Annotated in this window: 20 protein-coding genes; 9 read left to right on the forward strand and 11 right to left on the reverse strand. The window is 72.8% G+C overall.

The features are described from left to right. Positions 1-16: 16 nt before the first annotated feature. The 4 genes from MMF93_RS31795 (at position 17) to MMF93_RS31810 (ending at position 3,855) form a co-directional block, all read left to right on the forward strand. On the forward strand, positions 17-1,573 hold the full coding sequence (locus MMF93_RS31795; protein ID WP_242756632.1) for an FAD-binding protein: 1,557 nt from the start codon (positions 17-19) through the stop codon (positions 1,571-1,573). Positions 1,574-1,701: 128 nt separating this feature from the next. Beyond that, on the forward strand, positions 1,702-2,895 hold the full coding sequence (locus MMF93_RS31800) for a 3-ketosteroid-9-alpha-monooxygenase, oxygenase component (RefSeq protein WP_242756633.1): 1,194 nt from the start codon (positions 1,702-1,704) through the stop codon (positions 2,893-2,895). Next, positions 2,895-3,170 carry a ferredoxin gene (locus MMF93_RS31805; RefSeq protein WP_242756634.1) on the forward strand — a complete coding sequence of 92 codons (276 nt, stop codon included), beginning with the start codon at positions 2,895-2,897 and terminating at the stop codon, positions 3,168-3,170. Before MMF93_RS31800 ends, MMF93_RS31805 begins: the two co-directional genes overlap by 1 nt. 112 nt (positions 3,171-3,282) lie before the next feature. Beyond that, a complete protein-coding gene (locus MMF93_RS31810; protein WP_242756635.1) occupies positions 3,283-3,855 on the forward strand; it encodes a TIGR03086 family metal-binding protein in 573 nt (190 codons plus the stop codon). 65 nt (positions 3,856-3,920) lie between these two features. Here the strand turns inward: MMF93_RS31810 and MMF93_RS31815 are convergent, their stop codons facing one another. The 4 genes from MMF93_RS31815 to MMF93_RS31830 all read right to left on the reverse strand — a co-directional run bounded on the left by MMF93_RS31815 (position 3,921) and on the right by MMF93_RS31830 (position 7,231). Next, positions 3,921-4,406 (reverse strand): hypothetical protein, encoded by a 486-nt coding sequence (locus MMF93_RS31815; protein ID WP_242756636.1) that lies wholly within the window; start codon positions 4,404-4,406, stop codon positions 3,921-3,923. A gap of 295 nt (positions 4,407-4,701) precedes the next feature. Further along, positions 4,702-5,388, reverse strand: coding sequence for an N-acetylmannosamine-6-phosphate 2-epimerase (locus MMF93_RS31820; protein ID WP_242757876.1), 687 nt, complete (start codon positions 5,386-5,388; stop codon positions 4,702-4,704). 41 nt (positions 5,389-5,429) lie between these two features. Beyond that, complete coding sequence (locus MMF93_RS31825; protein ID WP_242756637.1) at positions 5,430-6,479, reverse strand: ROK family protein; 1,050 nt, start codon at positions 6,477-6,479, stop codon at positions 5,430-5,432. Positions 6,480-6,517: 38 nt separating this feature from the next. Beyond that, positions 6,518-7,231: a GntR family transcriptional regulator gene (locus MMF93_RS31830; RefSeq protein ID WP_242756638.1), complete on the reverse strand. Its 714-nt coding sequence runs from the start codon at positions 7,229-7,231 to the stop codon at positions 6,518-6,520. Between the two features lie 172 nt (positions 7,232-7,403). Here MMF93_RS31830 and MMF93_RS31835 point away from each other — a divergent pair, with 172 nt between their 5' ends. Continuing rightward, positions 7,404-8,807, forward strand: a complete 1,404-nt coding sequence (locus tag MMF93_RS31835; RefSeq protein ID WP_242756639.1) for a sugar porter family MFS transporter — start codon at positions 7,404-7,406, stop codon at positions 8,805-8,807. A gap of 34 nt (positions 8,808-8,841) precedes the next feature. Here the strand turns inward: MMF93_RS31835 and MMF93_RS31840 are convergent, their stop codons facing one another. From MMF93_RS31840 to MMF93_RS31860, 5 genes are all read right to left on the reverse strand, one after another. After that, on the reverse strand, positions 8,842-10,248 hold the full coding sequence (locus MMF93_RS31840) for an MFS transporter (protein WP_242756640.1): 1,407 nt from the start codon (positions 10,246-10,248) through the stop codon (positions 8,842-8,844). A 44-nt stretch (positions 10,249-10,292) separates the two neighbouring features. Then, entirely contained in the window at positions 10,293-11,213 is a 921-nt protein-coding gene (locus MMF93_RS31845) for an amidohydrolase family protein (protein WP_242756641.1), read from the reverse strand. A gap of 136 nt (positions 11,214-11,349) precedes the next feature. Beyond that, positions 11,350-12,033, reverse strand: a complete 684-nt coding sequence (ligK, locus tag MMF93_RS31850; RefSeq protein WP_242756642.1) for a 4-carboxy-4-hydroxy-2-oxoadipate aldolase/oxaloacetate decarboxylase — start codon at positions 12,031-12,033, stop codon at positions 11,350-11,352. A gap of 23 nt (positions 12,034-12,056) precedes the next feature. After that, positions 12,057-13,082 (reverse strand): amidohydrolase family protein, encoded by a 1,026-nt coding sequence (locus tag MMF93_RS31855; RefSeq protein WP_242756643.1) that lies wholly within the window; start codon positions 13,080-13,082, stop codon positions 12,057-12,059. Continuing rightward, complete coding sequence (locus tag MMF93_RS31860; protein WP_242756644.1) at positions 13,079-14,254, reverse strand: 4-oxalomesaconate tautomerase; 1,176 nt, start codon at positions 14,252-14,254, stop codon at positions 13,079-13,081. Before MMF93_RS31860 ends, MMF93_RS31855 begins: the two co-directional genes overlap by 4 nt. 163 nt (positions 14,255-14,417) lie before the next feature. Here MMF93_RS31860 and MMF93_RS31865 point away from each other — a divergent pair, with 163 nt between their 5' ends. Next, the gene (locus tag MMF93_RS31865) at positions 14,418-15,089 is read left to right on the forward strand and encodes a GntR family transcriptional regulator (RefSeq protein ID WP_242756645.1); all 672 of its coding nucleotides are present in this window, start codon (positions 14,418-14,420) and stop codon (positions 15,087-15,089) included. A gap of 171 nt (positions 15,090-15,260) precedes the next feature. Beyond that, positions 15,261-15,635: a hypothetical protein gene (locus MMF93_RS31870; RefSeq protein ID WP_242756646.1), complete on the forward strand. Its 375-nt coding sequence runs from the start codon at positions 15,261-15,263 to the stop codon at positions 15,633-15,635. A 27-nt stretch (positions 15,636-15,662) separates the two neighbouring features. Here MMF93_RS31870 and rbsK read toward each other — a convergent pair whose 3' ends face one another. Both rbsK and MMF93_RS31880 read right to left on the reverse strand, forming a co-directional pair. Continuing rightward, positions 15,663-16,568, reverse strand: a complete 906-nt coding sequence (gene rbsK / locus MMF93_RS31875) for a ribokinase (RefSeq protein ID WP_242756647.1) — start codon at positions 16,566-16,568, stop codon at positions 15,663-15,665. Beyond that, positions 16,565-17,641 (reverse strand): LacI family DNA-binding transcriptional regulator, encoded by a 1,077-nt coding sequence (locus MMF93_RS31880; RefSeq protein ID WP_242756648.1) that lies wholly within the window; start codon positions 17,639-17,641, stop codon positions 16,565-16,567. Before MMF93_RS31880 ends, rbsK begins: the two co-directional genes overlap by 4 nt. A 231-nt stretch (positions 17,642-17,872) precedes the next feature. Between MMF93_RS31880 and uriH the strand changes: the two genes are divergently transcribed. Both uriH and uriT read left to right on the forward strand, forming a co-directional pair. Next, positions 17,873-18,820, forward strand: coding sequence for a uridine-preferring nucleoside hydrolase UriH (gene uriH / locus MMF93_RS31885; protein ID WP_242756649.1), 948 nt, complete (start codon positions 17,873-17,875; stop codon positions 18,818-18,820). Then, positions 18,817-20,271 (forward strand): uridine transporter UriT, encoded by a 1,455-nt coding sequence (gene uriT / locus MMF93_RS31890; RefSeq protein ID WP_242756650.1) that lies wholly within the window; start codon positions 18,817-18,819, stop codon positions 20,269-20,271. Before uriH ends, uriT begins: the two co-directional genes overlap by 4 nt. Positions 20,272-20,528: the final 257 nt, after the last annotated feature.

A 20,528-nucleotide genomic window follows, 5' to 3' on the forward strand; every position in this document is an offset into this window, starting at 1 on the left:
GTCGGGAGGTCGGGCCGTGGCGCGGGAATGGGACGAGGAGTCCGAGGAGTACGATGTCGTGGTCGTGGGATCGGCCGGCGGAGCCCTGACCTGCGCCTATCTGTGCGCCCACGCCGGCCTTTCCACCGCCGTGGTGGAGAAGACCTGCCGGGTCGGCGGGATGGCCGCGTACTCGGGGGCCGCCCTGTGGCTTCCCGGCACGCAGGTGCAGCGACGCGAGGGCGTCGGCGACTCCACCGACTCGGCCCGCACCTACCTGCGCGCGCTCCTGGGCGAGGACAACGCCGAGAAGCGGGAGGCCTTCCTCGCCGAGGCGCCCGCCCTCGTCCGCCGCCTCGAGGAGGACCCCGCCCTCGCGTTCAGGCACCAGGTCTTTCCTGACTACTACGAGCGACCCGGCCGGGTGCCGGGAGGACGTTCGGTCATCCCCAGGGACCTCGACCCGGGGGAACTGGGCGACCTGCTCCACCTCGTCCGGCCCCCGGTGGACCGCGACCGGGCCGGCCAGGGCAACGACACCGCGGTGCCGCTGGCCGGTGGCCGCGCGCTGATCGCCCGGCTCCTGCTGGCGTACCACCGCACCGGCAACGGCACCGTCCGCACGCACACCCGCATGGACGAACTGGTCACCGAGGGCGACCGGGTGACCGGGATCGTCGCCACCGGCCAGGACGGCAGCCGGCTGCGCGTCAGGGGGCGGCGGGGTGTGCTCCTGGCGGGCGGCGGCTTCGAGCACAACGACGCGCTGCGGCGCGACCACGGCGTGCCGGGCGACGCGGCGTGGAGCATGGCTCCGGCCGGCACCAACACCGGCGAACCCCTGACCGCGGCCCTTGCCCTCGGGGCGGCGACCGACCTGCTCGACGAGGGCTGGTTCTGCCCCGGCCTCGTCATGCCGGACGGGCAGCCCGCGTTCGTCTGCGGCCTCACCGGCGGCCTCGTCGTCGACGCCCACGGCGCCCGGTACGCCAACGAGTCACTGCCCTACGACCAGTTCGGGCGGCAGATGGCAGCCGACCCCGCGCGGATCCCCTCCCACGTCGTCTTCGACGACCGCACCGGCGGACGGTTCCCCGGAGTCGCGCTGCCGCCGCCGGGGGAAGCCGCGCCGCATCTCGCCGCCGGAACGCTCGCGCGGGCCGACACTCTTGAGGAACTCGCCGATCTGATCAGGGTGCCCGCCGAGGCGCTCACCGCGACCGTCGAGAGGTTCAACGCTTTCGCCGACAGTGGCGAGGACGAGGACTTCGGCCGCGAGCGGGACGAGTACGGACACTGGTTCGGCGAGCCGGTACTCCAGCCGGTCCGCAAGCCGCCCTACTACGCCGCGCGGCTCATCCTCTCCGACCTGGGCACCAAGGGCGGTCTGGTGACGGACGCGGCGGGACGGGTGCGCAGAGAGGACGGCACGGCGATCGCGGGCCTGTACGCCGCGGGCAACACGAGTGCGTCGTTCACCCGGTCCTGCTACCCGGGCCCCGGCATGCCGATCGGCACCTCCATGGTCTTCGGGTCGCTGGCGGCCAAGGACCTCATCGGCCGAGATCCCCATCGGCTGAGCGCGGCCGGCTGACCGGCCGGCGCCGCCCGGCCGTCCGGTACCGCTGAGTGGGACCGCCCCTCCGAGCCCGCCACCGCACTGTTCCACTCGATCCGCACACCGTGCCGAAGCGGTCGCTTCGGCGGAAGGGAAGGCCACACATGACCACTGCGGACGACGTTCGCTCCATCGAGGCGGACGCCCTTCCGACGCGCTTCGCCCGTGGCTGGCACTGCCTGGGACTGGCTCGGGACTTCACCGACGGAAAGCCGCACACCGTCCGTGCGTTCGGGCAGAAGCTGGTCGTCTGGGCCGCCTCGGACGGCACCCTGAACGTGCTCGACGCCTACTGCCGGCACATGGGCGGCGACCTCTCGCGCGGCACGGTGGAGGGCGACGACATCGCCTGCCCGTTCCACGCCTGGCGCTGGGGCGGAGACGGGCGCTGCACCCGTGTTCCGTACGCCCGGCGCGTGCCGCTGCGCGCACGGACGGCGGCGTTTCCCACCGTGCGGCAGGACGGCCTGCTGTTCGTCTGGAACGACCCGGAGGGCAAGCCGCCTCCCGAGGAGGTGACCGTGCCCCGGATCGCGGGTGCGACGAGCGACGAGTGGACGGACTGGTCCTGGTACTCCGTCGAGATCAAGGGGGCGAACTGCCGCGAGATCATCGACAACGTGGTGGACATGGCGCACTTCTTCTATGTGCACTACTCGTTCCCCACGTACTTCAAGAACATCTTCGAGGGCCACACCGCGACCCAGATCATGAAGGGCGTCGCCCGCGAGGACGTCCGACGGCCGCAGGCCGAGGGCAGCTCAGCCCCGACCGTGCTTGGCCAGACCTCGGTGGCGACCTACCACGGCCCGTCCTTCATGACGGACGACCTCACCTACCACTACAGCGATGGTGACGTCGATTCGGTCCTGGTCAACTGCCACTATCCGATCACCGCCGACTCCTTCATGCTCCAGTACGGCATCGTCGTGCAGAAGGCCGGACACCTGGGCGACACCGCGGAGGACGTGGCCGCGAAGATGGGCGAGTTCATCAAGATCGGCTTCGAGCAGGACGTCTCGATCTGGCAGCACAAGGCCAGGATCGACAACCCGCTGCTGTGCGAGGAGGACGGTCCCGTCTACCAGTTGCGCCGCTGGTACGAGCAGTTCTACGTCGACGCGGCCGAGGTGCGCCCCGAGATGACCGACCGGTTCGAGTTCGAGATCGACACGACGAAACCCAACGCGGCGTGGCGGGCGGAGATCGCCGAGAACCTCGCGCAGCGCAACGGCGGCACCGGGACCGACGCGACCGCAGGCGCCGGTACCGGCGCCGCAGTGAGCCGGCCGGTCTGATGGCCGTCCGGTCCGACAGCCGGTTCCTCGACGCCCCGATGGTGCCCGTCAGCTGCCGCGTGTGCGGCGCGGGGGTGCGGGTCCGCAAGAGCACCTGGGACCAGACCAGCGTCCAGTGGGACGGCGAGGCGCTGGCCTCCTGCACGGAGCGGCGGGCCTCCGACCCCGGCCCTGGCCCCAGCGGCGCGGTGTTCACGGGCTGCGGGGCCCTCGCGGAGGCGATCCGCGAGGCCGCCGTCCTCGGCGAGGTCCACGTGCAGTCCGAGGACGGGTGAGGCGGCGCGTCGCGCATTCCGTCGAATGAGTCGCCGGGGTCCGATGAGTTCCTGGCTCACCGATCGTCTGTCTTGGGGTGATGGCACCGGACCGCACGACCGAGGAGAGCCCGTGATCGACCTGAAGCCCGCCTGCCGCCGGATGACCGACGTGTTGGCAGGGGTCGGCGACGCACAACTGAACGACCCCACCCCCTGCACCGAGTACACCGTCCGCGGCCTCATCGACCACATCGACGAGGCCGCTGGAGGACTCGCCGCCCTCGCCAGGGGAGACGCAGGCGCCGAGGCTGCCCGGGGCGGGTCCGGAGCGGCACAGCCGAACGGCGGGCACTTCGGCGGCGCATGGAGACAGCACGTCGCCGAGAAGGTGCGGGCACTCGGTGAAGCCTGGGACGACCCGGCGGCATGGTCCGGCGCGACGGACGCGTTGGGCGTCGAGCTGGCGAACGAGCTGTGGGGCCGGATCGCTCTCACCGAGATGGTGGTGCACGGCTGGGACCTGGCCAAGGCCACGGGGCAGCCCTACGATCTGCCCCGCGAGACGCTCCAGGCCTGCTTCGAGCACGTCCGTGCTTTCGTCCCGAGCGCGCCCGTCGAGGGGCTGTGGGGCCCCGCCGTCGAAGCGCCCGCCCACGCCCCACTCCTCGACCGGCTGGTGGCCGTCACCGGCCGCCACCCGTGACCAGCCGGGGCAAGGGCACCGCCCCCCGGCGCCGTCGAGCACCCGGCGGGGGAGCGTAGGGCGCGTCAGCCCCACACGCGCGACACCGCGCTCCCGCTCAGCGCCTCCAGCCTCTTGGCCTGCGCGTCCGCCCGGTCGAGCAGGGTGGCGAGCGCGTCGGCGTCCAGGCCCGGCTCGCTGTCCGCGAGCGCGGCCAGCGTCCGCCAGCAGGACGTCTTGGCCTGTACGCCGAGGCGCATCGCCTCCAGCTCCAGCACGTCGCTGAGCGGCGAGCGGGACGTCAGGCTGCCGTTGAGCTTCAACCGTCCGGCCTTCTCCGCCAGCCATCCAGCGCGTACCCGGGACTGCCGTACGGGAACGCCCAGCCGCGCCATGATCCCGATGAGTGTTTCGCGGTCCTCGGCGACCTCACCGGCCAGGCCCTCCAGTTCAGCGCCCGCTGCCCGGCCCCGGTGGGTCTTCGCCGTGCGGCGCAGCAGCTCGGCGCCGGCGGTGGCCCCGGCGAGGTGGTCGTTGAGGTAGATGCTCAGGAGCGTACGCGGGGACGGCATGGCACCTTCCTGGAGCTGACAGGGCACGGACGGTCGCCTCGGCCTCGGCCCGCGGCGTGTGGCCCATGGCCCGTGGTGAGGCACCGATGGCTGACTTCCCTCGCCGCCTGAGCGCCATGTCCCCTCCCTCCGCGGTCACCCGACCGGCGGCGCCCTCGCCGAGCACGGCTCAGCAGCCACCGGACGCGGGCGCCACCGGGCGCGGCGCCGCGTGGGCTCATGTCAGAGCCGCGCCGCGTGGGCTCACGTCAGAGCCGCGCCGCGTGGGCTCACGTCAGAGCCGCGCCGCGTGGGCTCACGTCAGCGCCGACGCGAAGCGGGTGGCCAGCGCCGCGGGCGCGGTGATGGCCGTGCCGACGACGGCGGCCCACGCGCCGGCGTCGAGGGCGGCCCGCGCCTCCTGCGGGGTGCGCAACCGCCCCTCGGCACAGACGGGCACCCGTACGCGGGGCGCCAGCGCGCGGACCAGCTCCAGGTCGGGCCCGGGCGAGCCCTGACTGTCAGCGGTGTAGCCGGACAGGGTGGTGGAGATCAGGTCGGCGCCGAGCGCGGCGGCTTGGAGACCCTCCTCCGGCGTGGCGACATCGGCCATGAAGAGCTTGCCCGCTTCGTGGACCGCGCGGATCGTCTCGGCGAGGGGACGCCCGTCCGGGCGGGGGCGCGCGGTGGCGTCGGCGGCGACGACGTCGGCACCGGCGCGTGCGACCGCGCGCGCGTGGCCGGCGGTCGGGGTGATGTAGACGCCGTCGGCGCCGTCCTTCCACAGCCCGATGAGGGGCAGGTCCACGACGGCGCGGACGGCCTCGATGTCCTCGACGCCCTGGATGCGGACGCCCGCCACGGGGGCGCCCGCGCAGACGGAGGCGGCGATCGCGGCGATGTGGGCGGGGGAGCGCAGCGGATCTCCGGGCGGTGCCTGACAGGAGACCACCAGCCGGCCGCGCAGCCCCGCGAGCAGAGCGTCGGCGCGTGCGGTGGGCATCGTGGTGCGGCTCGGCAGTTCGCCGCCGGTCGCGGGCTCGCTCATGGTGCGTCCTTTGTCGACGAGGGGGTGCGGGGGTGTGCGGCGCCGCCCGGTCCTGTGGCCCCGGCGGGCTCCTCGCACAGGAGCGCGGCGGCGCCGACGACGGCGGCGCGGGGGCCGAGGGCGGCCGGTACGGGACGGAGAAGGGAGGGGCCCGGCAGCAGCTCGGCGGCGAACGCGTCGGTCAGCGGACGCCAGAACGGTGCGCCGATGGAGGCGACTCCGCCGCCGATCACCACGCGCTCGGGGTCGAGGGTGTTGACCAGACCCGCCAGCGCGCGGCCCAGCGCGCCCGCGCCCTGAGCGAGCACCTCGCGGGCGACGGCGGCCCCAGCTGCGTCCTGACCGCCACCGTCCTGCCCGCCGCCGACAGGCCGTGCGCCGTCTCCGGCCTCTCCGATCTCCCTGGGCTCTCCGGCCTCTTCGGCCAGTGCCGCCACGCGCCGCAGGTCGACCGGGTGTGCGGCCCCGGTCCGTTCGGCGAAGCGGGCGGCGATGGCGGGTCCTGAGGCGATGGCCTCCAGATGGCCTGTGCGTCCGCAGTTGCAGGGGCGCCCCACGGCCTCGGGCACCGCGAGGTGGCCGAACTCGCCGGCCGTCCAGTGCTCTCCGCGCAGCAGCCGGCCCCCGGTGACGACGCCGCCGCCGATGCCGGTGCCGACGCTCACGTAGAGCGCGGTGGTGCAGCCGGCGCCTGCGCCGTGTACCTGTTCGGCCAGGGCGAAGACGTTGGCGTCGTTGTCGGCCGCCACCGGCATGCCGAGCCGCGCCGCCAACTCCTCGCCCAGCCGGGTTCCGGCCCAGCCGGGCAGCAGGTCGTTGGCGGAGACGACCGTGCCGTCGTCCCGGTTGACGACGCCGCCGGTGCCCACGCCGAGGCCCGAAGCGCGCTCGTACCCGGGGAGTTCACGGACGGCCTCGGCGATGGCGTCCAGGACGGCCACCGGGCCCTGCGCGGCCGGGGTGGGCCGGACGGCCGACGCCAGCAGCGTGCCGTCCTCCGCCACCAGGCCCACAGCGATCTTGGTGCCGCCGACGTCGGCGCCCACGCGCGTGCGCGCTCCCCAGGACGCGCTCGTGCGGCCGGTCACGAGCGGGCCGCCCTGCGGACGGTGAAGCGGATGTCGTACCGGTCCGCGCGGTAGAGCGTGGTGGTCGCCTCGACGGGGCTCTCGCGGCGGTCCAGCCCCACGCGCTGCACCCGCAGGCCCGAGCTGCCGACGGGCACGCCCAGCAGCGCCGACTCGGTCTCGGCCAGATCCACGGCGCGCACGATCTGCTCGGCGGAGCCGATCTCGAGACCGTGGCGGACGCTCAGCAGCTCGTAGAGCGACCCGCTCAGGTCCTCCTGAGTCAGCCCCGGCACCCGCTCGGCGGGCAGGTGGACGGTCTCCAGGCACATCGGCGCCCCGTCGGCCAGTCGCAGCCGGCTGACGCGGACGACCTCCGCCTCGGGGTCGATCTCCAGCAGTCCAGCGACCTGCCGTCCCGCCCGTACCGTCCCGGCGGCCAGGAGGCGCGAGGCGGGCTCCAGATCGCGGTCGCGCATGTCCTCGGAGAAGGAGGTGAGGGCGAGGGACTTGGAGACCACGGCAGGTGCGACGAACGTGCCGGCTCCCTGCACGCGGTAGACGGCGCCGGCGGCCTCCAGCGCGTCCAGGGCCTGGCGCACGGTGTTGCGGGAGACACCGTGGCGGGCGGAGATCTCCCGCTCGGTGGGCAGCGGCGTGTGCGGTGGCGAGCCGGCCATCTCGGCCAGCAGTGTCATCCGCAGCTCCTCGTACTTCGCCTGTCTGGCCACGCTCGCCCCTCCTGTGGTGTGCGCCGTGCAGGGTGCTGACGCCTGATGGCGCTAAAGGTACCAACCAATACGGGAAATATTACGAGAGGCCTTGTGCAAAGCCAAGCCTGCTGCAAGATTGGTACCTGCCAATTAGGGGAGTGAACCGGGGGATGTCGAGAAGGGACGCGTCATGACGTCACCCAGCGGTACGGTCGCGCAGCGCGACGGAGCCGCCCTGAGGCCGGTCCTCGGCGTGACACTGGTTGCGGCGCTGGGCGGGCTGCTGTTCGGTTACGACACCGGAGTCATCTCCGGAGCGCTGCTGGCGATCGAGTCGGACTTCGGGCTGTCCGCGTTCAGCTCCGGCGTCGTCGTCAGCTCCCTGCTGGTCGGTGCGATGGCCGGCGCGGCCGGTGCCGGCGGTCTCGCCGACCGCCACGGGCGCCGCCCGGTCCTCGTCGCGGCCGCCGCGATCTTCACCGTCGGTGCCGTCCTCGCCGCGCTGGCGCCTTCGGCGGCGGTTCTCACGGCCGCCCGCGTGGTGCTCGGTCTGGGCATCGGGGTCGCCTCGAACCTGGTTCCGGTCTTCATCGCCGAGCTCGCGCCGCCCCGCTACCGTGGCCGGCTCGTCGGGCTCAACCAGTTGATGATCACCTTCGGTATCGTCCTCGCCTACGTCGCCAACTACGCGCTGGAGAACGTCACCCACAGCTGGCGGTGGATGTTCGGGCTGGCCGCACTCCCCGCGCTCCTCTTCGGCATGGGCATGCTGCTACAGCCCGAGTCACCGCGCTGGCTGGCGCTCAACGGCGGACGGGAACGCGCCCGCACCGTCCTCGCCCGGCTGCGCGGACACGACGACGCGGCGGCACTCGAGGCCGAACTGGCCGAGATGGCCGCCACCTCCACCACGCGGGAGTCCGGCGCGCGCGGCGTTGGACGGTGGCGGGCCCTGACCGCGCGCTCGGTGCGCCCCGCCCTCGTCGCCGGGGTGGGGTTGCAGATCCTCGGGCAGGCGTCCGGGGTCAACACGGTGATCTACTACGCGCCGAAGATCTTCCAGAGCAGCGGTCTGGGATCGTCGTCCGCCATCCTGGCCACCGTCGGTGTCGGCGTCGTGAACCTGCTCATGACGCCCGTCGGGATGGCCGCCGTCGACCGGTTCGGCCGCAAGAAGCTGCTCGCGAGCGGCGCCGCGGTGATGACGGCGGCACTCGCCGGGCTGGCCGCCACGCTCGCGGCCGGAGGCCAGAACTCCTCCTACGCCTGGCTGGCCGTCCTGTGCGTCGTCGTCTTCGTCGCCGCGGTGGCCACCACGCTGAACGTGGTGGTCTTCATCATCCCCTCCGAGCTGTATCCCCAGCGCATCCGCGGTACGGCCATGAGCGCCACGATGTTCTCCAACTGGACGATGAACTTCGTGGTCTCCCTCACCTTCCTCACCCTGCTCGACGCGCTCGGCGGCCCGAACACCTTCGCCCTGTACGCCGTCGTGTGCGCGCTCCTGACCCTCTTCGCGCTCCGGCGCATCCCCGAGACGCGCGGCAAGAGCCTGGAGGAGATCGAACGCGAACTCGCCTCGCGCACGGCCTGAGATGCTGAGCGCCCCTCGACCACGGACGCGGGGCTCACACCGTGGAGGAGGGGTGCACCACGCCCGGCGCGTCCGATGCGCTCGCCTGAGCCGGCAGCGGGGACGGCGGACGGGGCGCGGAGCCGCGCGGGCGGCGGGTGCGGGGACCGAAGACCGCCAGGGCGAGCGCGCCGACGATCCAGGTGCCCGCGATGAACCAGAAGACGCTCTGGTACCCGGTCCGGTTGTAGAGCGCCGCGATGACGAGGGGGCCCGCCGCGTTGGAGAGCCGGCCGATGCCGTAGGAGATGCCGGTACCCAGGGCGCGGCTGCGGGTGTCGAAGAGTTCGGGGGAGTAGGCGTAGGCCAGCGCCGTGTAGCCGCGTTCGAAGAGGTTGACCAGGAACCCGAAGCAGACGATCAGCAGCGGGTTGAAGGTGAGACCGTACAGCAGCCCGCACCCCGCGATGACCACGGCGAACGCGACCAGGCACCACTTGCGTTCGAACCGGTCGGTCACCAGCGCCGCGAGGTAGGACCCCAGGGGGGCGCCGACGGTGGTGAGCGCCACGTAGAAGACCGACTTCTCGACGCTGATGCCTTCCTTGGCCAGCAGGGTGGGCGCCCAGCTGGAGTAGCCGAAGAAGCCGATGGTCTGGGTGACCCACAAGACGGTCAGCAGGAGGGTCGGTGCGAGGTACTTCCACCGCAGCAGCAGTCTGAGCGGCGCCTTGGCGCGGTGGGGTTCGTCGACGGGCGGCCGGGGTGGTGGCAGTGGCCCCTTCTCGGCGGCGACCTGGGTCTCTATCGCGGTGAGTACCGCGTCGGCACGCTGGAGGTCGCCCTTGCTCTCCAGCCAGCGCGGCGACTCCTTGAGGTGCCGCGCGAACAGGAGCAGCAGGATGCCGAGCGCGCCCCACAGGTAGACCAGGCGCCAGGTCCAGTCGCCGAGCGGAACGACGGCGCTGGCGATCAGGTTGGTGACGGGGGTGCCGCAGATGCCGATGACGATGGCGTAGGCCTGGAACTTGCCGCGGACGGCCGCCGGATACATCTCGTTGACGTAGATGACGGCCACGACGGTCATCGCGGAGAGGCCCGCCGAGGTCAGGACGCGGAAGACGCCGAGCGAGACCAGGTCCCAGGAGAAGACGGCGGCGAAGGAGAAGAGCCCGAAGCTCGCCGTCGTCCACAGCAGCGCGTTCTTGCGTCCCCACCGGTCGGCGAGGGCCCCGGCGGTGATGGAGCCCACGAACATGCCGACGAAGGAGAGTGAGGTGACGTAGGCGATCTGGTTGACGGTGACGCCCCACAGGTCGATCAGCTTGGGGGCTGTGGTCGCGAAGCTGTTGATGTCGGCGAACTCGAAGAAGTACGCGAAGGAGACCGCGAGCAGGGTGAGCTTGTGGAACCGGGAGACGGGCAGTCGATCCAGCCGGTTCACCGCGTTGGAGTGCTGCATGAGGTGGCCTTGTCGAGGAGGGGGGCGGAGGGCCGTGCCGGCGGTCAGCGGTGTGCGTCGGGCCAGTAGAGCCGCGTCGGGTTGGCGACGAGCAGCTTGTGCCGCGCTTGCGCGGTGGGCGCCACGTGCGGCAGGTGATCGACCAGCAGCCCGTCGTCCGGCATGTGGTCGGTGAGGTTGGGGTGTGGCCAGTCGGTGCCCCACAGCACGCGGTCGGGGAACTCCGCGACCACGCGGCGGGCGAAGGGCACGACGTCGGTGTAGGCCCGGCGTCGTCCCTCGGTGGCCGGCGGTCCTGTGCGGCTGAGCCGCTCGGGGCAGCTGACCTTCACCCAGGCGTCCTGGCGCGCGCAGAAGCGCAGGAACCGGCTGAACTGAGGCCCCTCGACGGGTTTGCCGACATCGGGGCGTGCCATGTGGTCGATCACCAGCGGCGTCGGCAGAGAGGCGAAGAAGGTCTCAAGCTCCGGCAGCTCGGCACCGTCGAAGTACAGGACGACGTGCCAGCCCAGCTCGGCGACTTTCGCGGCGATGGTGGAGAGGTCGGCCATCGAGCCGGTCTCGACGAGCCGGCGCAGGAAGGTGAAGCGGACGCCGCGTACCCCGGCCTCGTGCAGGGCGCGCAGCTCGGTTTCCGTCACGTCCGGGCGTACGGTGGCGACGCCGCGGGCCCGGTCGCCCGCCGTGTGCAGGGCGTCGACCAGCGCGGAGTTGTCGGCACCGTGGCAGGTCGCCTGCACGATGACGTTGCGGCTGACGCCGAGGTGGTCGCGGAGCGCGAAGAGGTCTTCCTTGCCCGCGTCACAGGGGGTGTACTTGCGCTCGGGAGCGAAGGGGAAGGTGGCTTGCGGCCCGAAGACGTGGCAGTGGGCGTCCACGGTGCCCGGGGGCAGGGCGAAGGCCGGTTCGGAGGGTTCCGGGCACCAGTCCAGCCAGTGGGGGCTCTTGGGTGCGAGTGCGGTCACGAGGTCTCCTCGGCGGTGTGGTCCCCGCCGGCCGAGCGGCCGGGGGAGGGGCATGGCGGGGTACGGGCACGCGAGCGTCCGCGCGCGAGGGGCGGGGCCGCCCGCGCGCCATGGGGGCGGGCGGACGCGTCGGGCGTCAGTCCACGTACCGCAGCCCCGCGGCCGCGAGCGGTTCGCGCATGCCGTACATGTCCAGGCCGAGTTCCCCGGCGGCGAAGCGTGCGCGTTTGCCTGCTTCGTTCTCCTCCCTGGCGCGCGCCGCGTCGGTGACCTCCCGCAGCCGCTCGGCGGGAACGACCACGACACCGTCGCTGTCGGCGGCGACCACGTCGCCCGGGCGGACGAGGGCGTTGGCGCACACGAGCGGAACGTTGACAGAGCCGACAGTGGCCTTCACGGTGCCTTTCGCGTTGACGGCCCGGCTGAAGACGGGAAAGTCCATGGCCTCCAGCGCGTCCACGTCGCGGCAGCCCCCGTCGATCACCAGGCCGACCGCGCCGCGTGCGCGCACCGAGGTGGCGAGCAGTTCCCCGAAGAATCCGTCCTCGCACTCGGTGGTGCAGGCGGCGACCAGCAGGTCGCCGGGGCGCAGCTGTTCGGCGGCCACGTGCAGCATCCAGTTGTCGCCGGGCTGGAGGAGCACGGTGACGGCCGTGCCCACGCAGGCGGCCCTGGGATAGACGGGCCTGATGTAGGGGCGCATCAGGCCGGTGCGGCCCATCGCCTCGTGGAGGGTGCTGACCCCGTAGGGGGCGAGCGCTTCGACGTCCTCGCGGGGCGGGCGGTCGATGGAGCGGTGTACGACTCCGATGTCGTGCATGGCGGGGCGGTTCCTTCCGCGGGTCAGCGGCCCTGCGCGGTCAGCAGGGTGTCCAGACGGGGGTAGACGGTGCGGGCGTTGTGTTCCTGGAGCGCGGCCAGGTCCTCCCGCGGCAGCCCGGCCGCCGCGAGGTAGCGGCGGGTGTCGTCGAAGTGGTGGCCGGTGCGCGGATCGACGCCGCGGACGGCGCCGATCATCTCCGAGGCGAACAGGAGGTTCGCGGCGGGTACGACTTCGAGCAGCAGGTCGATGCCCGGCTGGTGGTAGACGCAGGTGTCGAAGAAGACATTGCCCAGCACGTGTTCTTCGAGCGGAGGCTTGCCCAGGGCTTCGGCCAGGCCGCGGAAGCGTCCCCAGTGGTAGGGCACGGCCCCGCCGCCGTGCGGGACGATCAGGCGCAGCGTGGGGAAGTCGGTGAACAGGTCGCCCTGGACGAGCTGCATGAACGCTGTCGTGTCGGCGTTGAGATAGTGCGCGCCCGTGGTGTGGAAGGCGGGATTGTCGCTGGTACTGACGTGGACCATGGCCGGTATGCCGTACTCGACCAGCTTCTCGTAGAGCGGATACCAGGCGCGGTCCGTGAGCGGCGGCGCCGTCCAGTGACCGCCGGAGGGGTCGGGGTTGAGGTTGACGGCGACCGCCCCGTACTCCTCGACGCAGCGCACGAGTTCGGGCACGCAGGTGGCGGGGTCGGCCCCGGGGGACTGCGGGAGCATGGCCGCGGGGGCGAAGCGCCGCGGGTAGAGCTCGCTGACCCGGAAGCACAGCTCGTTGCACAGGGCGGCCCAGGCGGCGGAGGTGGCGAAGTCGCCGAGGTGGTGGGCCATGAAGGAGGCGCGGGGGGAGAAGATTGTCAGGTCGATTCCGCGCTCGTCCATCAGCCGCAGCTGGTTCGGCTCGATGCTCTGGCGCAGTTCGTCGTCGCTGACGCGCAGCTCGGCGGGCGACGGCTCGGGCCCGCGGCCCCCGAGTGCGGCGATCTGCCGCTCGCGCCACGCCCCCAGCGCCGGTGGCGCGGTGGTGAAATGACCGTGGCAGTCGATGATCATCGCAGTGCTTCCTCCCGGTTGGCTGTGTGCCGGGGAACGAGCACGTCCCCGGCCATGATCAGGCGCGCGGTGCGCACCAGCGCGGCCCGGGTGACACCCGGCCCTCGGGCGCTGTCCAGCCCGAGCGTCACGGTGAACTCGCCCGAGGGGTGCTCCACGGACACGGCCACGTCGGTGCCGGTCACACCGGCTGCCAGCTCGTGCGCCACCGAGCCCTCCAGCGCGCAGGCGGTGGCCGCGGTGACGGCGGCCAGGACGCCGATGGAGGTGTGGCACACGTGCGGAATGAAGCTGCGGGTGCTGAGGGTTCCGCCGGAGGCCGGCGGCGAGACCAGCGTCATCTTCGGGTAGTTGCGCGCTGTCACGTCGCCGAGGCCCATCAGCTCCCCGCACGCCAGCCGCAGCTCTTCGAGGCGGTCGGTGAGTTCGCGGTCGGCATCGAGTTCCGCGACGGTCTCCCGGCCGGTGCGGCCGAGTGCCGAGGCGGCGACGAGCACCAGCGGCATGCCGTTGTCGATGCAGGTGACCTCGACGGTTCCGAGCCCGCTCAGCCGCACCCGGTCCCTGACCCGTCCGGTGGGCAGCAGCCCCGCGCACACGGAGCCCGCCGTGTCGAGGAAGGCGATCTCGACGGGGGAGGCGGTGCCGGGGACGCCGTCGACGCGGGCGGGGCCCTCGTAGGCGACGTGGCGCCGCCCGGCGGCGTCGGCGGGTGTGTGGACGCGGATCTCGGCCCTCAGCCCGGTGTTGAGGGTCAGGACGCGGGCGGTCGTCAGATCGCCCTCCGGCGCCAGCAACCCGGCCTCCAGGGCGAACGGGACGACGGCCGCGAGCATGTTCCCGCAGTTCGCGGTGGTGTCGACGCGGTCGCTGTCCGGCTGGAGCTGGGCGAAGCGGAATTCGAGGTCGATGCCGGGACGGCTGCTCGGCCCGACGATTCCGGCCTTGCTGGTGAGCGGGGTGGCGCCGCCCAGGCCGTCGATCTGGCGGGGGTCGGGCGATCCGAGAGCGGCCAGCAGTACGGCGTCCCGGGCAGCGGGGTCGGCGGGCAGGTCGGCGGCGCGGAAGAACGGGCCGCGGGAGGTTCCGCCGCGCAACAGCCAGCAGGGGACGGCGACCTGGCTGCCGTGCAGCCGGGTCCTGGGTCCCTCTGGGTGGCTCGTGTGGTGCATGGTCGGCCTTCCGTCCGGGTGTCGCGTTGTGGACAAGCTAGCTGTCGATGAAATTGTTGACAATATCTCCGACGAAAAAGTTGGCGAGGATGTCGGTGAGGCGCCCGGCGCCGTTAGACTGCGTGACGATCACAGGACGTCGCAGCGATCAGGGGCGGGTGGAGTGGGGCAGAACCGGGCCACAGGACAGGCGGGACGCGGCACGGTCGTCCGCGGTATCCGGCAGGCCCTCGCGGCAGGGGACATGGCGCCGGGGCAGCGGCTCGTCGAACAGGAGCTGGCAGACACCTTCCACGCCACCCGCAGCTCCGTCCGCGAGGCGCTCCAGGAACTGGCGGCCGACGGACTCGTCGAGTTGATCCCGCGGCGCGGGGCGCGCGTCAGGGTGATCTCCGTCGAGGACGCGGTCCTGATCACCGAGTGCCGCGCCGTGCTGGAGGGGCTGTGCGCACGGCGCGCGGCCGAGCGGGCGACCGAGAAGGACAGGGCCGTACTGCGCGACATCGGCACGGCCATGGAGGACGCCGTCGACCAGGGGGAACTGGAGACCTACTCGGCACTCAACCGCCGGCTGCACGAGCTCGTCGCCCGGGTCAGCGGGCAGACCGTCGCCGAATCCCTGCTCGACCGCCTGAACGGACAGATGGTCAGATACCAGTTCCGGCTCGCCCTGCGGCCAGGACGGCCCACCCAGTCACTGCCCCAGCACCGGGCCATCATCGACGCGGTCGTCGACGGCGACCCCGCCGCCGCCGAGCGCGCCGCGCGCGCCCACCTCGACAGCGTCATCGAACAACTGCGGGCCACCCCGGGCCCGTCGCCGCACCTGACCTGAGCCCGCGGACCGGCCGCCCACCCGGAGGCGGCGGACAGACGCGTCGTAGGAGGCGCCCACCCGCCGCGCCGAGACGCCGGGCCCCGACCGCACGGGGACTTCTCCTCGCCGGGCCGGCGGGCCGCCTCGTCGCTCGCCGAGCCGTTCCGGCGCCGTATAGCATCACCGTTCATGTCGAACGCTGATGAGCTGCTCGTGGACATCGCCACCATGGTGGAGTCGGAGCAAACAAATCAGATGTCTCTGACCGTCGTCGCCCACGGAGCAGTGATCACGGGGCGACTGGCGCCGGAGACGATGTGGAGGCAACGGGTGGCGGAGGTCCTCAGGGACTCCGACCGGCTGGCCCCGTTCGCGGCCCCGTTCCTGGGGGCGTCCCGGGACGCTGGGCCGCAGCGCACCGAACCCCCCTCCTACCTGCACTTCCATGTCGCCCGGATCCTGCAGGGGACGGTGGGCATCCCGGAGACGGGCGGGATGTACCGCATCGCCATCAAGGACGTGAGCGCGTGGACGGTGGGGGACCTCAGCTACTCCGACCAGTGAGGCACAGGGGCCGCGGCCACGCACGGGTCACGGGGTGTGCCCCGCGAGTAGGGCCTCCACCTCGTCGCGCCCGGCCAGGGACGGCTGCGCGCCCGCGCGCGTCGTGCTGATCGCGGCTGCCGCGCACGCCCAGCGCGCGGCGTCCGCGAGGGCGCGCCCCTCGGCCAGTGCCACCGCGAGTGCCCCGCAGAAGGAGTCGCCGGCCGCTGTCGTATCGACGGGGCGCACGGGGAAGGCGGGGATGTGCAGGCTCGCCGTGCCCTCCACCAGCAACACCCCGTCACCGCCGAGCGTGACGACGACGGCGCCCGCGCCGGTGAGTCCGCCCGCCGCCGCGGTCACCTCCTCCAGCGTCTCCGGGACGGCCGAGGCGCCCGTGAGGGCGGCCAGCTCGGTGCGGTTGGGCACCAGCAGGTCGACGTGCGGCGGCGGCTGGGCACCCTCGACCGCGGGGGCCGGGTTGTACAGCACGGTGCCGCCGGCCAGCCGCGCCGCAGCGTGGTTGGCCTCGTCGGGGACCTCCTGCTGGAGGATGGTGACGGCGGCGCCGCGCAGCAGGTCGCCTGCCGCCTTGCAGTCGTCGGCGGTGAGGCGGGCGTTGGCTCCGGGGCTGACGATGATGGTGTTCTCGCCCGCCGGTGAGACGGCGATCAGCGCGCGTCCTGTCGGCGTTCCCGGCGTACGGCGGATGTGCGTGGTCTCGACGCCCTGTCCCCGGGCGGCCTCCAGCATGACGGCGGCCGCGTCGTCGTCGCCGACCCGCCCGACGAAGGCGACCTCACCGCCGGTCCTGGCGGCCGCGACGGCCTGGTTGGCGCCCTTGCCGCCGGGATGCTGGGCCATGTCACCGCCGAGCACCGTCTCACCCGGTACCGGATGGTGGGGCACGGGCGCGACGAGGTCGAGGTTGAGGCTTCCGACGACTGCGATCACTGGGCTGACTCCGTCTCCGTGCGCGTGGTGGGGACTGACGTGGGTGTGTGAGAGGCGCTCGGCCGGCTGGTGGAGGCGCGCACGACGAGCCGGGGCGCCAGCCGTATCGACCGCCGTGGCCCCGCCTGTTCGCCGACCGGCCGCCGGTCGAGCAACCGCGCCGCCTCGGCGGCCAGCTCGGCCACCGGCTGCCGCACGGTCGTCACCGCGGGGTCGGCGAGATCCGCGAGCGGAATGTCGTCGAAGCCGGTGACGGCGACCTCGCCCGGCACGTCGGCGCCGAGCTGGCGCAGCCGCTGCAACGCCCCCACGGCGATGAGGTCGTTGGCGCAGACGAGCGCGTCGGGCCGCTGAGCGGCGGGGCGTCCGGTCCAGATCCGGTCCACGGCCGCCCGCCCCCACGCGACCGAGAAGTCACCGAGCGCGACACGCCCCGGGGCCTCGGGATCCAGGGCGCCGGCGCCGGCCTCGTAGGCGGCGCGGCGTTCGGCGGCGGCCGAGGCGGTTCCGGAAGCCCCGACGAAGCAGAGCCTGCGGCGTCCCTCTGCGGCCAGGTGCTCGAGGACGAGAGCCATCCCGGCGGAGTTGTCGACAGCCACCGAGTCGGCGACGCCTGGCCCGCAGCCGCGGTCCAGCAGGACGAGTGGCACGCGGGCCGCCGCGGCGGCGACCGCGGCGCGGCTGTGCTGCTCGTGGGCGGGAATGACCAAGAGTGCGTCGACCTGCCTGTCCAACAGGGCGGAGAGGTGCCCGGCCTCGGCCTCGGGATCGTCGTCGCAGTCCGCCAGCAGCACGGCCCGTTCGTCGGCGTGCAGCGCGTACGTCAACTCCCGCACGAGTGTCGGGTAGAAGGGGTTGGTGATCTGCGGCAGGACGAGGCCGATGGTGCCGGTCGAGCGGCTGCGCAGGGCGCGGGCGACGTGGTTGGGGCGGTAGCCGAGGTCCTCGACGGCCTTCCGTACCCGCGCGGCGGTCGCGGCGCCGACCGGGCGGCTGCCGGCCAGCACGCGGGAGACGGTGGAGACGGAGCAGCCCGAGGCGCGAGCCACGTCGTGGAGCGTCACGTCGGCCATCTCTCCCCCTCTCCTCGCTCTCTCCCCGATCGGCCCGTCGGCGTCCGGCAGCGTGACGGCGGACGACGGCCGGATGTGGCGGCAAACGTTATCAGCAGGGCGCCACGGTGCCCAGAGCGCAGATCACCGGCTCCGGCCTGCGGACATGGTGAGAGAGGTCATACACCCGTTGACAGCGGAAGAGGAGAGTCCGCACAGTCTTCGGAGAACGTTTGCCATGGAAGGGCCCCTGTGACCAGAAAGATCATCCTCGACTGCGACCCGGGACACGACGACGCGATCGCCATGCTCCTCGCGCACGGCAACCCCGATGTCGAACTCGTCGCCGTCACCACCGTCGTGGGGAACCAGACCTTGGAGAAGGTCACCCGCAACGCCCTGTCCGTGGCGCGCATCGCCGGTATCACCGGGGTGCCGTTCGCCGCAGGATGCCCGCGTCCGCTCGTACGCAACGTCGAGACGGCGCTGGAGATCCACGGCGAGTCCGGCCTCGACGGCCCGCTGCTGCCCGAGCCGCGGCTCGAACTGGACCGGCGGCACGCCGTCGACCTCATCATCGACACGGTCATGGCGCACGAGCCCGGTGAGATCACCCTCGTCCCGACGGCGGGCCTGACCAACATCGCCCTCGCCGTGCGCAAGGAGCCCCGCATCGCCTCCCGCGTCCGCGAGGTCGTGCTGATGGGCGGCGGCTACCACCAGGGCAACTGGAGCGCGGTCGCCGAGTTCAACATCATCATCGACCCCGAGGCCGCGCACATCGTCTTCAACGAGTCCTGGCCCGTCACCATGGTCGGACTCGACCTCACCCACCAGGCGCTGGCGACCCCGGACGTCGTGGAGAAGATCGCCGGTGTCGGCACCCGTCCCGCCCGCTTCGTCGGCGAACTGCTCGACTTCTTCGGCGCGACCTACCGCGAGGCCCAGGGCTTCGCGCACCCGCCCGTGCACGACCCGTGCGCCGTCGCGTACGTCATCGACCCCGGCGTGATGACCGTGCGCAAGGCGCCCGTGGACATCGAGCTGTCCGGCGGTCTCACGCTCGGCATGACCGTCACCGACCTGCGCGCCCCCGCCCCCGAGGACTGTCACACGCAGGTCGCGCTCGAGCTGGACCGCGACCGCTTCTGGGGCCTGGTGGTGGACGCCCTCGAGCGGATCGGCGACGTGACCCCGTGAGTGCGCCGACCTCGGCCGACGCCGGCGGCACGCGGGCGCGGCCGGTGCGCGTCGGCGTACTCGTCACCGCGCTCCTCGTCGCCTGCTTCGCCTTCCAGCTGAACGCGAGCATGCTCAGCCCCGCGCTGAGCAGCATCGAGCGGACGCTGCACGCCAGCTCGGCCGAGATCGGCCTCACGCAGACGGCGTTCTTCACCTCCGCCGCGCTCTTCTCCCTCTTCCTGCCGCGCCTCGGCGACTTCGTCGGACGGCGCAGAGTGCTGGCCGGCATGCTCGCACTGATGGCCGTCGGCTGCGTGGTCGCGGCGCTGGCGCAGAGCGTGCCGATGCTCTTCGCGGGCCGCATCATCCAGGGGGTTTCGGGGCCGACGGTGCCGCTGTGCCTGATCATGCTGCGGGTCGAGGTGAGCGATCCGAAGAAGTACGGCACCCTGCTCGGCGTCATCACGGCCGTCAACGGCGGCATCGCCGGGGTCGACTCCCTCGTGGGCGGGTACCTCGCCGACCACCACGGTTTCCAGTCGGTCTTCTGGGCCATGGCGCTCGTCGCCGCCCTCGCCACCGTGCTGGCGGTCACCATGACCCCGGAGTCGAAGGCGTCTCCCGCCGCGGGTGACGGGGACCGCGCCGCGGCCCGCATGGACTGGCCGGGTGTGGCGCTGCTGGTCGTCTCCGTCGGTGCCCTGCTCATCGCGCTGAACGAGGCGGGCAAGCTGGCGGCCGCGCACTGGCCGCTCGTCGCACTCCTCGTCCTCGTCGCCGCCGTCGCCTTCGCGCTCTTCTGGCGTACGGAGAGCCGCAGCGGCCACCCGCTCGTCGCCACCCGCCACCTCAAGCGGCGTGCCACGTGGGCGACCCTGCTGACCACGGTGCTCACCATGACCGGCGTGTTCGCCGTCATGAACGGGCTGATCCCCGCCTTCGCCCAGGACGCGGCGGCAGGCCTGGGCATGTCCGCCGAGCAGTCGGCCTGGTGGACGCTGACTCCCTACGCGCTGGCCGGGCTCGCCATGGGCCCCGTGGCGGGGCGGCTCGCGGCCACGTTCGGCTACGGGCGCGTGCTCCGCTTCGGTCTGACCGGCGCCGCCGCGACCGTCGTGCTGATGATCGTCACGCTGCACGGTGAGTCGCGGGCGATGCTGCTGGTGGCCTCGCTGCTGGTGGGCGTCACCTATGCGGGCGTCGGCAACATCGTCCTCAACGGGCTGGGCATCGTGCACTCGCCCCGCGAGAACCCCGGCTTCCTGCCGGGCCTCAACGCGGGCGCCTTCAACCTCGGCTCCGGCCTCAGCTTCGCGGTGCTCTACGCCGTCAAGACGGCGGCCCAGCCCGCGGACCAGGCGTCCCCTGCCGGGTACGAGGCGGGCATGATCGCCGGCGTCGTCCTCCTCGCGGTCGCGGTCGGCACGTCCTTCCTCATCCCCAAGCCGGTGGAGGCGGAGGCGCGCTGACCCGCGGCCCGGCGGCGGACCGGCCGTCACCACACGGGTTGGGCACCGGGCCGCTTGATCAGGTGGCCGGCAGCGGTCCCTGACGCGCGTGCTCGGACCGGAACGGTGCGCCGGCCGGACAAGGGACGGGGCTCACCTTCGCCTGCCGGTTCCTCCCCGTTCCGCTCGCGCGGCCCATGGCGGACGGCCAGGACGTGTGGCTGGGACACATCGACCCGCGCCGGGCCACCGGTACCGGCGCCGGTCGACAGCGGTCC

The sequence above is a fragment of the Streptomyces tubbatahanensis genome (genome assembly GCF_022699385.1).
Lineage (GTDB): Bacteria > Actinomycetota > Actinomycetes > Streptomycetales > Streptomycetaceae > Streptomyces > Streptomyces diacarni.

What these genes read in the sequence shown, in the direction of transcription:
- MMF93_RS31800 (WP_242756633.1), top strand. Translation starts at nt 1,702, where the DNA reads ATGACCACTGCGGACGACGTTCGCTCCATCGAGGCGGACGCCCTTCCG.
- MMF93_RS31805 (WP_242756634.1), top strand. Translation starts at nt 2,895, where the DNA reads ATGGCCGTCCGGTCCGACAGCCGGTTCCTCGACGCCCCGATGGTGCCC.
- MMF93_RS31815 (WP_242756636.1), bottom strand. Translation starts at nt 4,406, where the DNA reads ATGCCGTCCCCGCGTACGCTCCTGAGCATCTACCTCAACGACCACCTC.
- MMF93_RS31820 (WP_242757876.1), bottom strand. Translation starts at nt 5,388, where the DNA reads ATGCCCACCGCACGCGCCGACGCTCTGCTCGCGGGGCTGCGCGGCCGG.
- MMF93_RS31835 (WP_242756639.1), top strand. Translation starts at nt 7,404, where the DNA reads ATGACGTCACCCAGCGGTACGGTCGCGCAGCGCGACGGAGCCGCCCTG.
- MMF93_RS31840 (WP_242756640.1), bottom strand. Translation starts at nt 10,248, where the DNA reads ATGCAGCACTCCAACGCGGTGAACCGGCTGGATCGACTGCCCGTCTCC.
- ligK (WP_242756642.1), bottom strand. Translation starts at nt 12,033, where the DNA reads ATGCACGACATCGGAGTCGTACACCGCTCCATCGACCGCCCGCCCCGC.
- MMF93_RS31855 (WP_242756643.1), bottom strand. Translation starts at nt 13,082, where the DNA reads ATGATCATCGACTGCCACGGTCATTTCACCACCGCGCCACCGGCGCTG.
- MMF93_RS31860 (WP_242756644.1), bottom strand. Translation starts at nt 14,254, where the DNA reads ATGCACCACACGAGCCACCCAGAGGGACCCAGGACCCGGCTGCACGGC.
- MMF93_RS31870 (WP_242756646.1), top strand. Translation starts at nt 15,261, where the DNA reads ATGTCGAACGCTGATGAGCTGCTCGTGGACATCGCCACCATGGTGGAG.
- MMF93_RS31880 (WP_242756648.1), bottom strand. Translation starts at nt 17,641, where the DNA reads ATGGCCGACGTGACGCTCCACGACGTGGCTCGCGCCTCGGGCTGCTCC.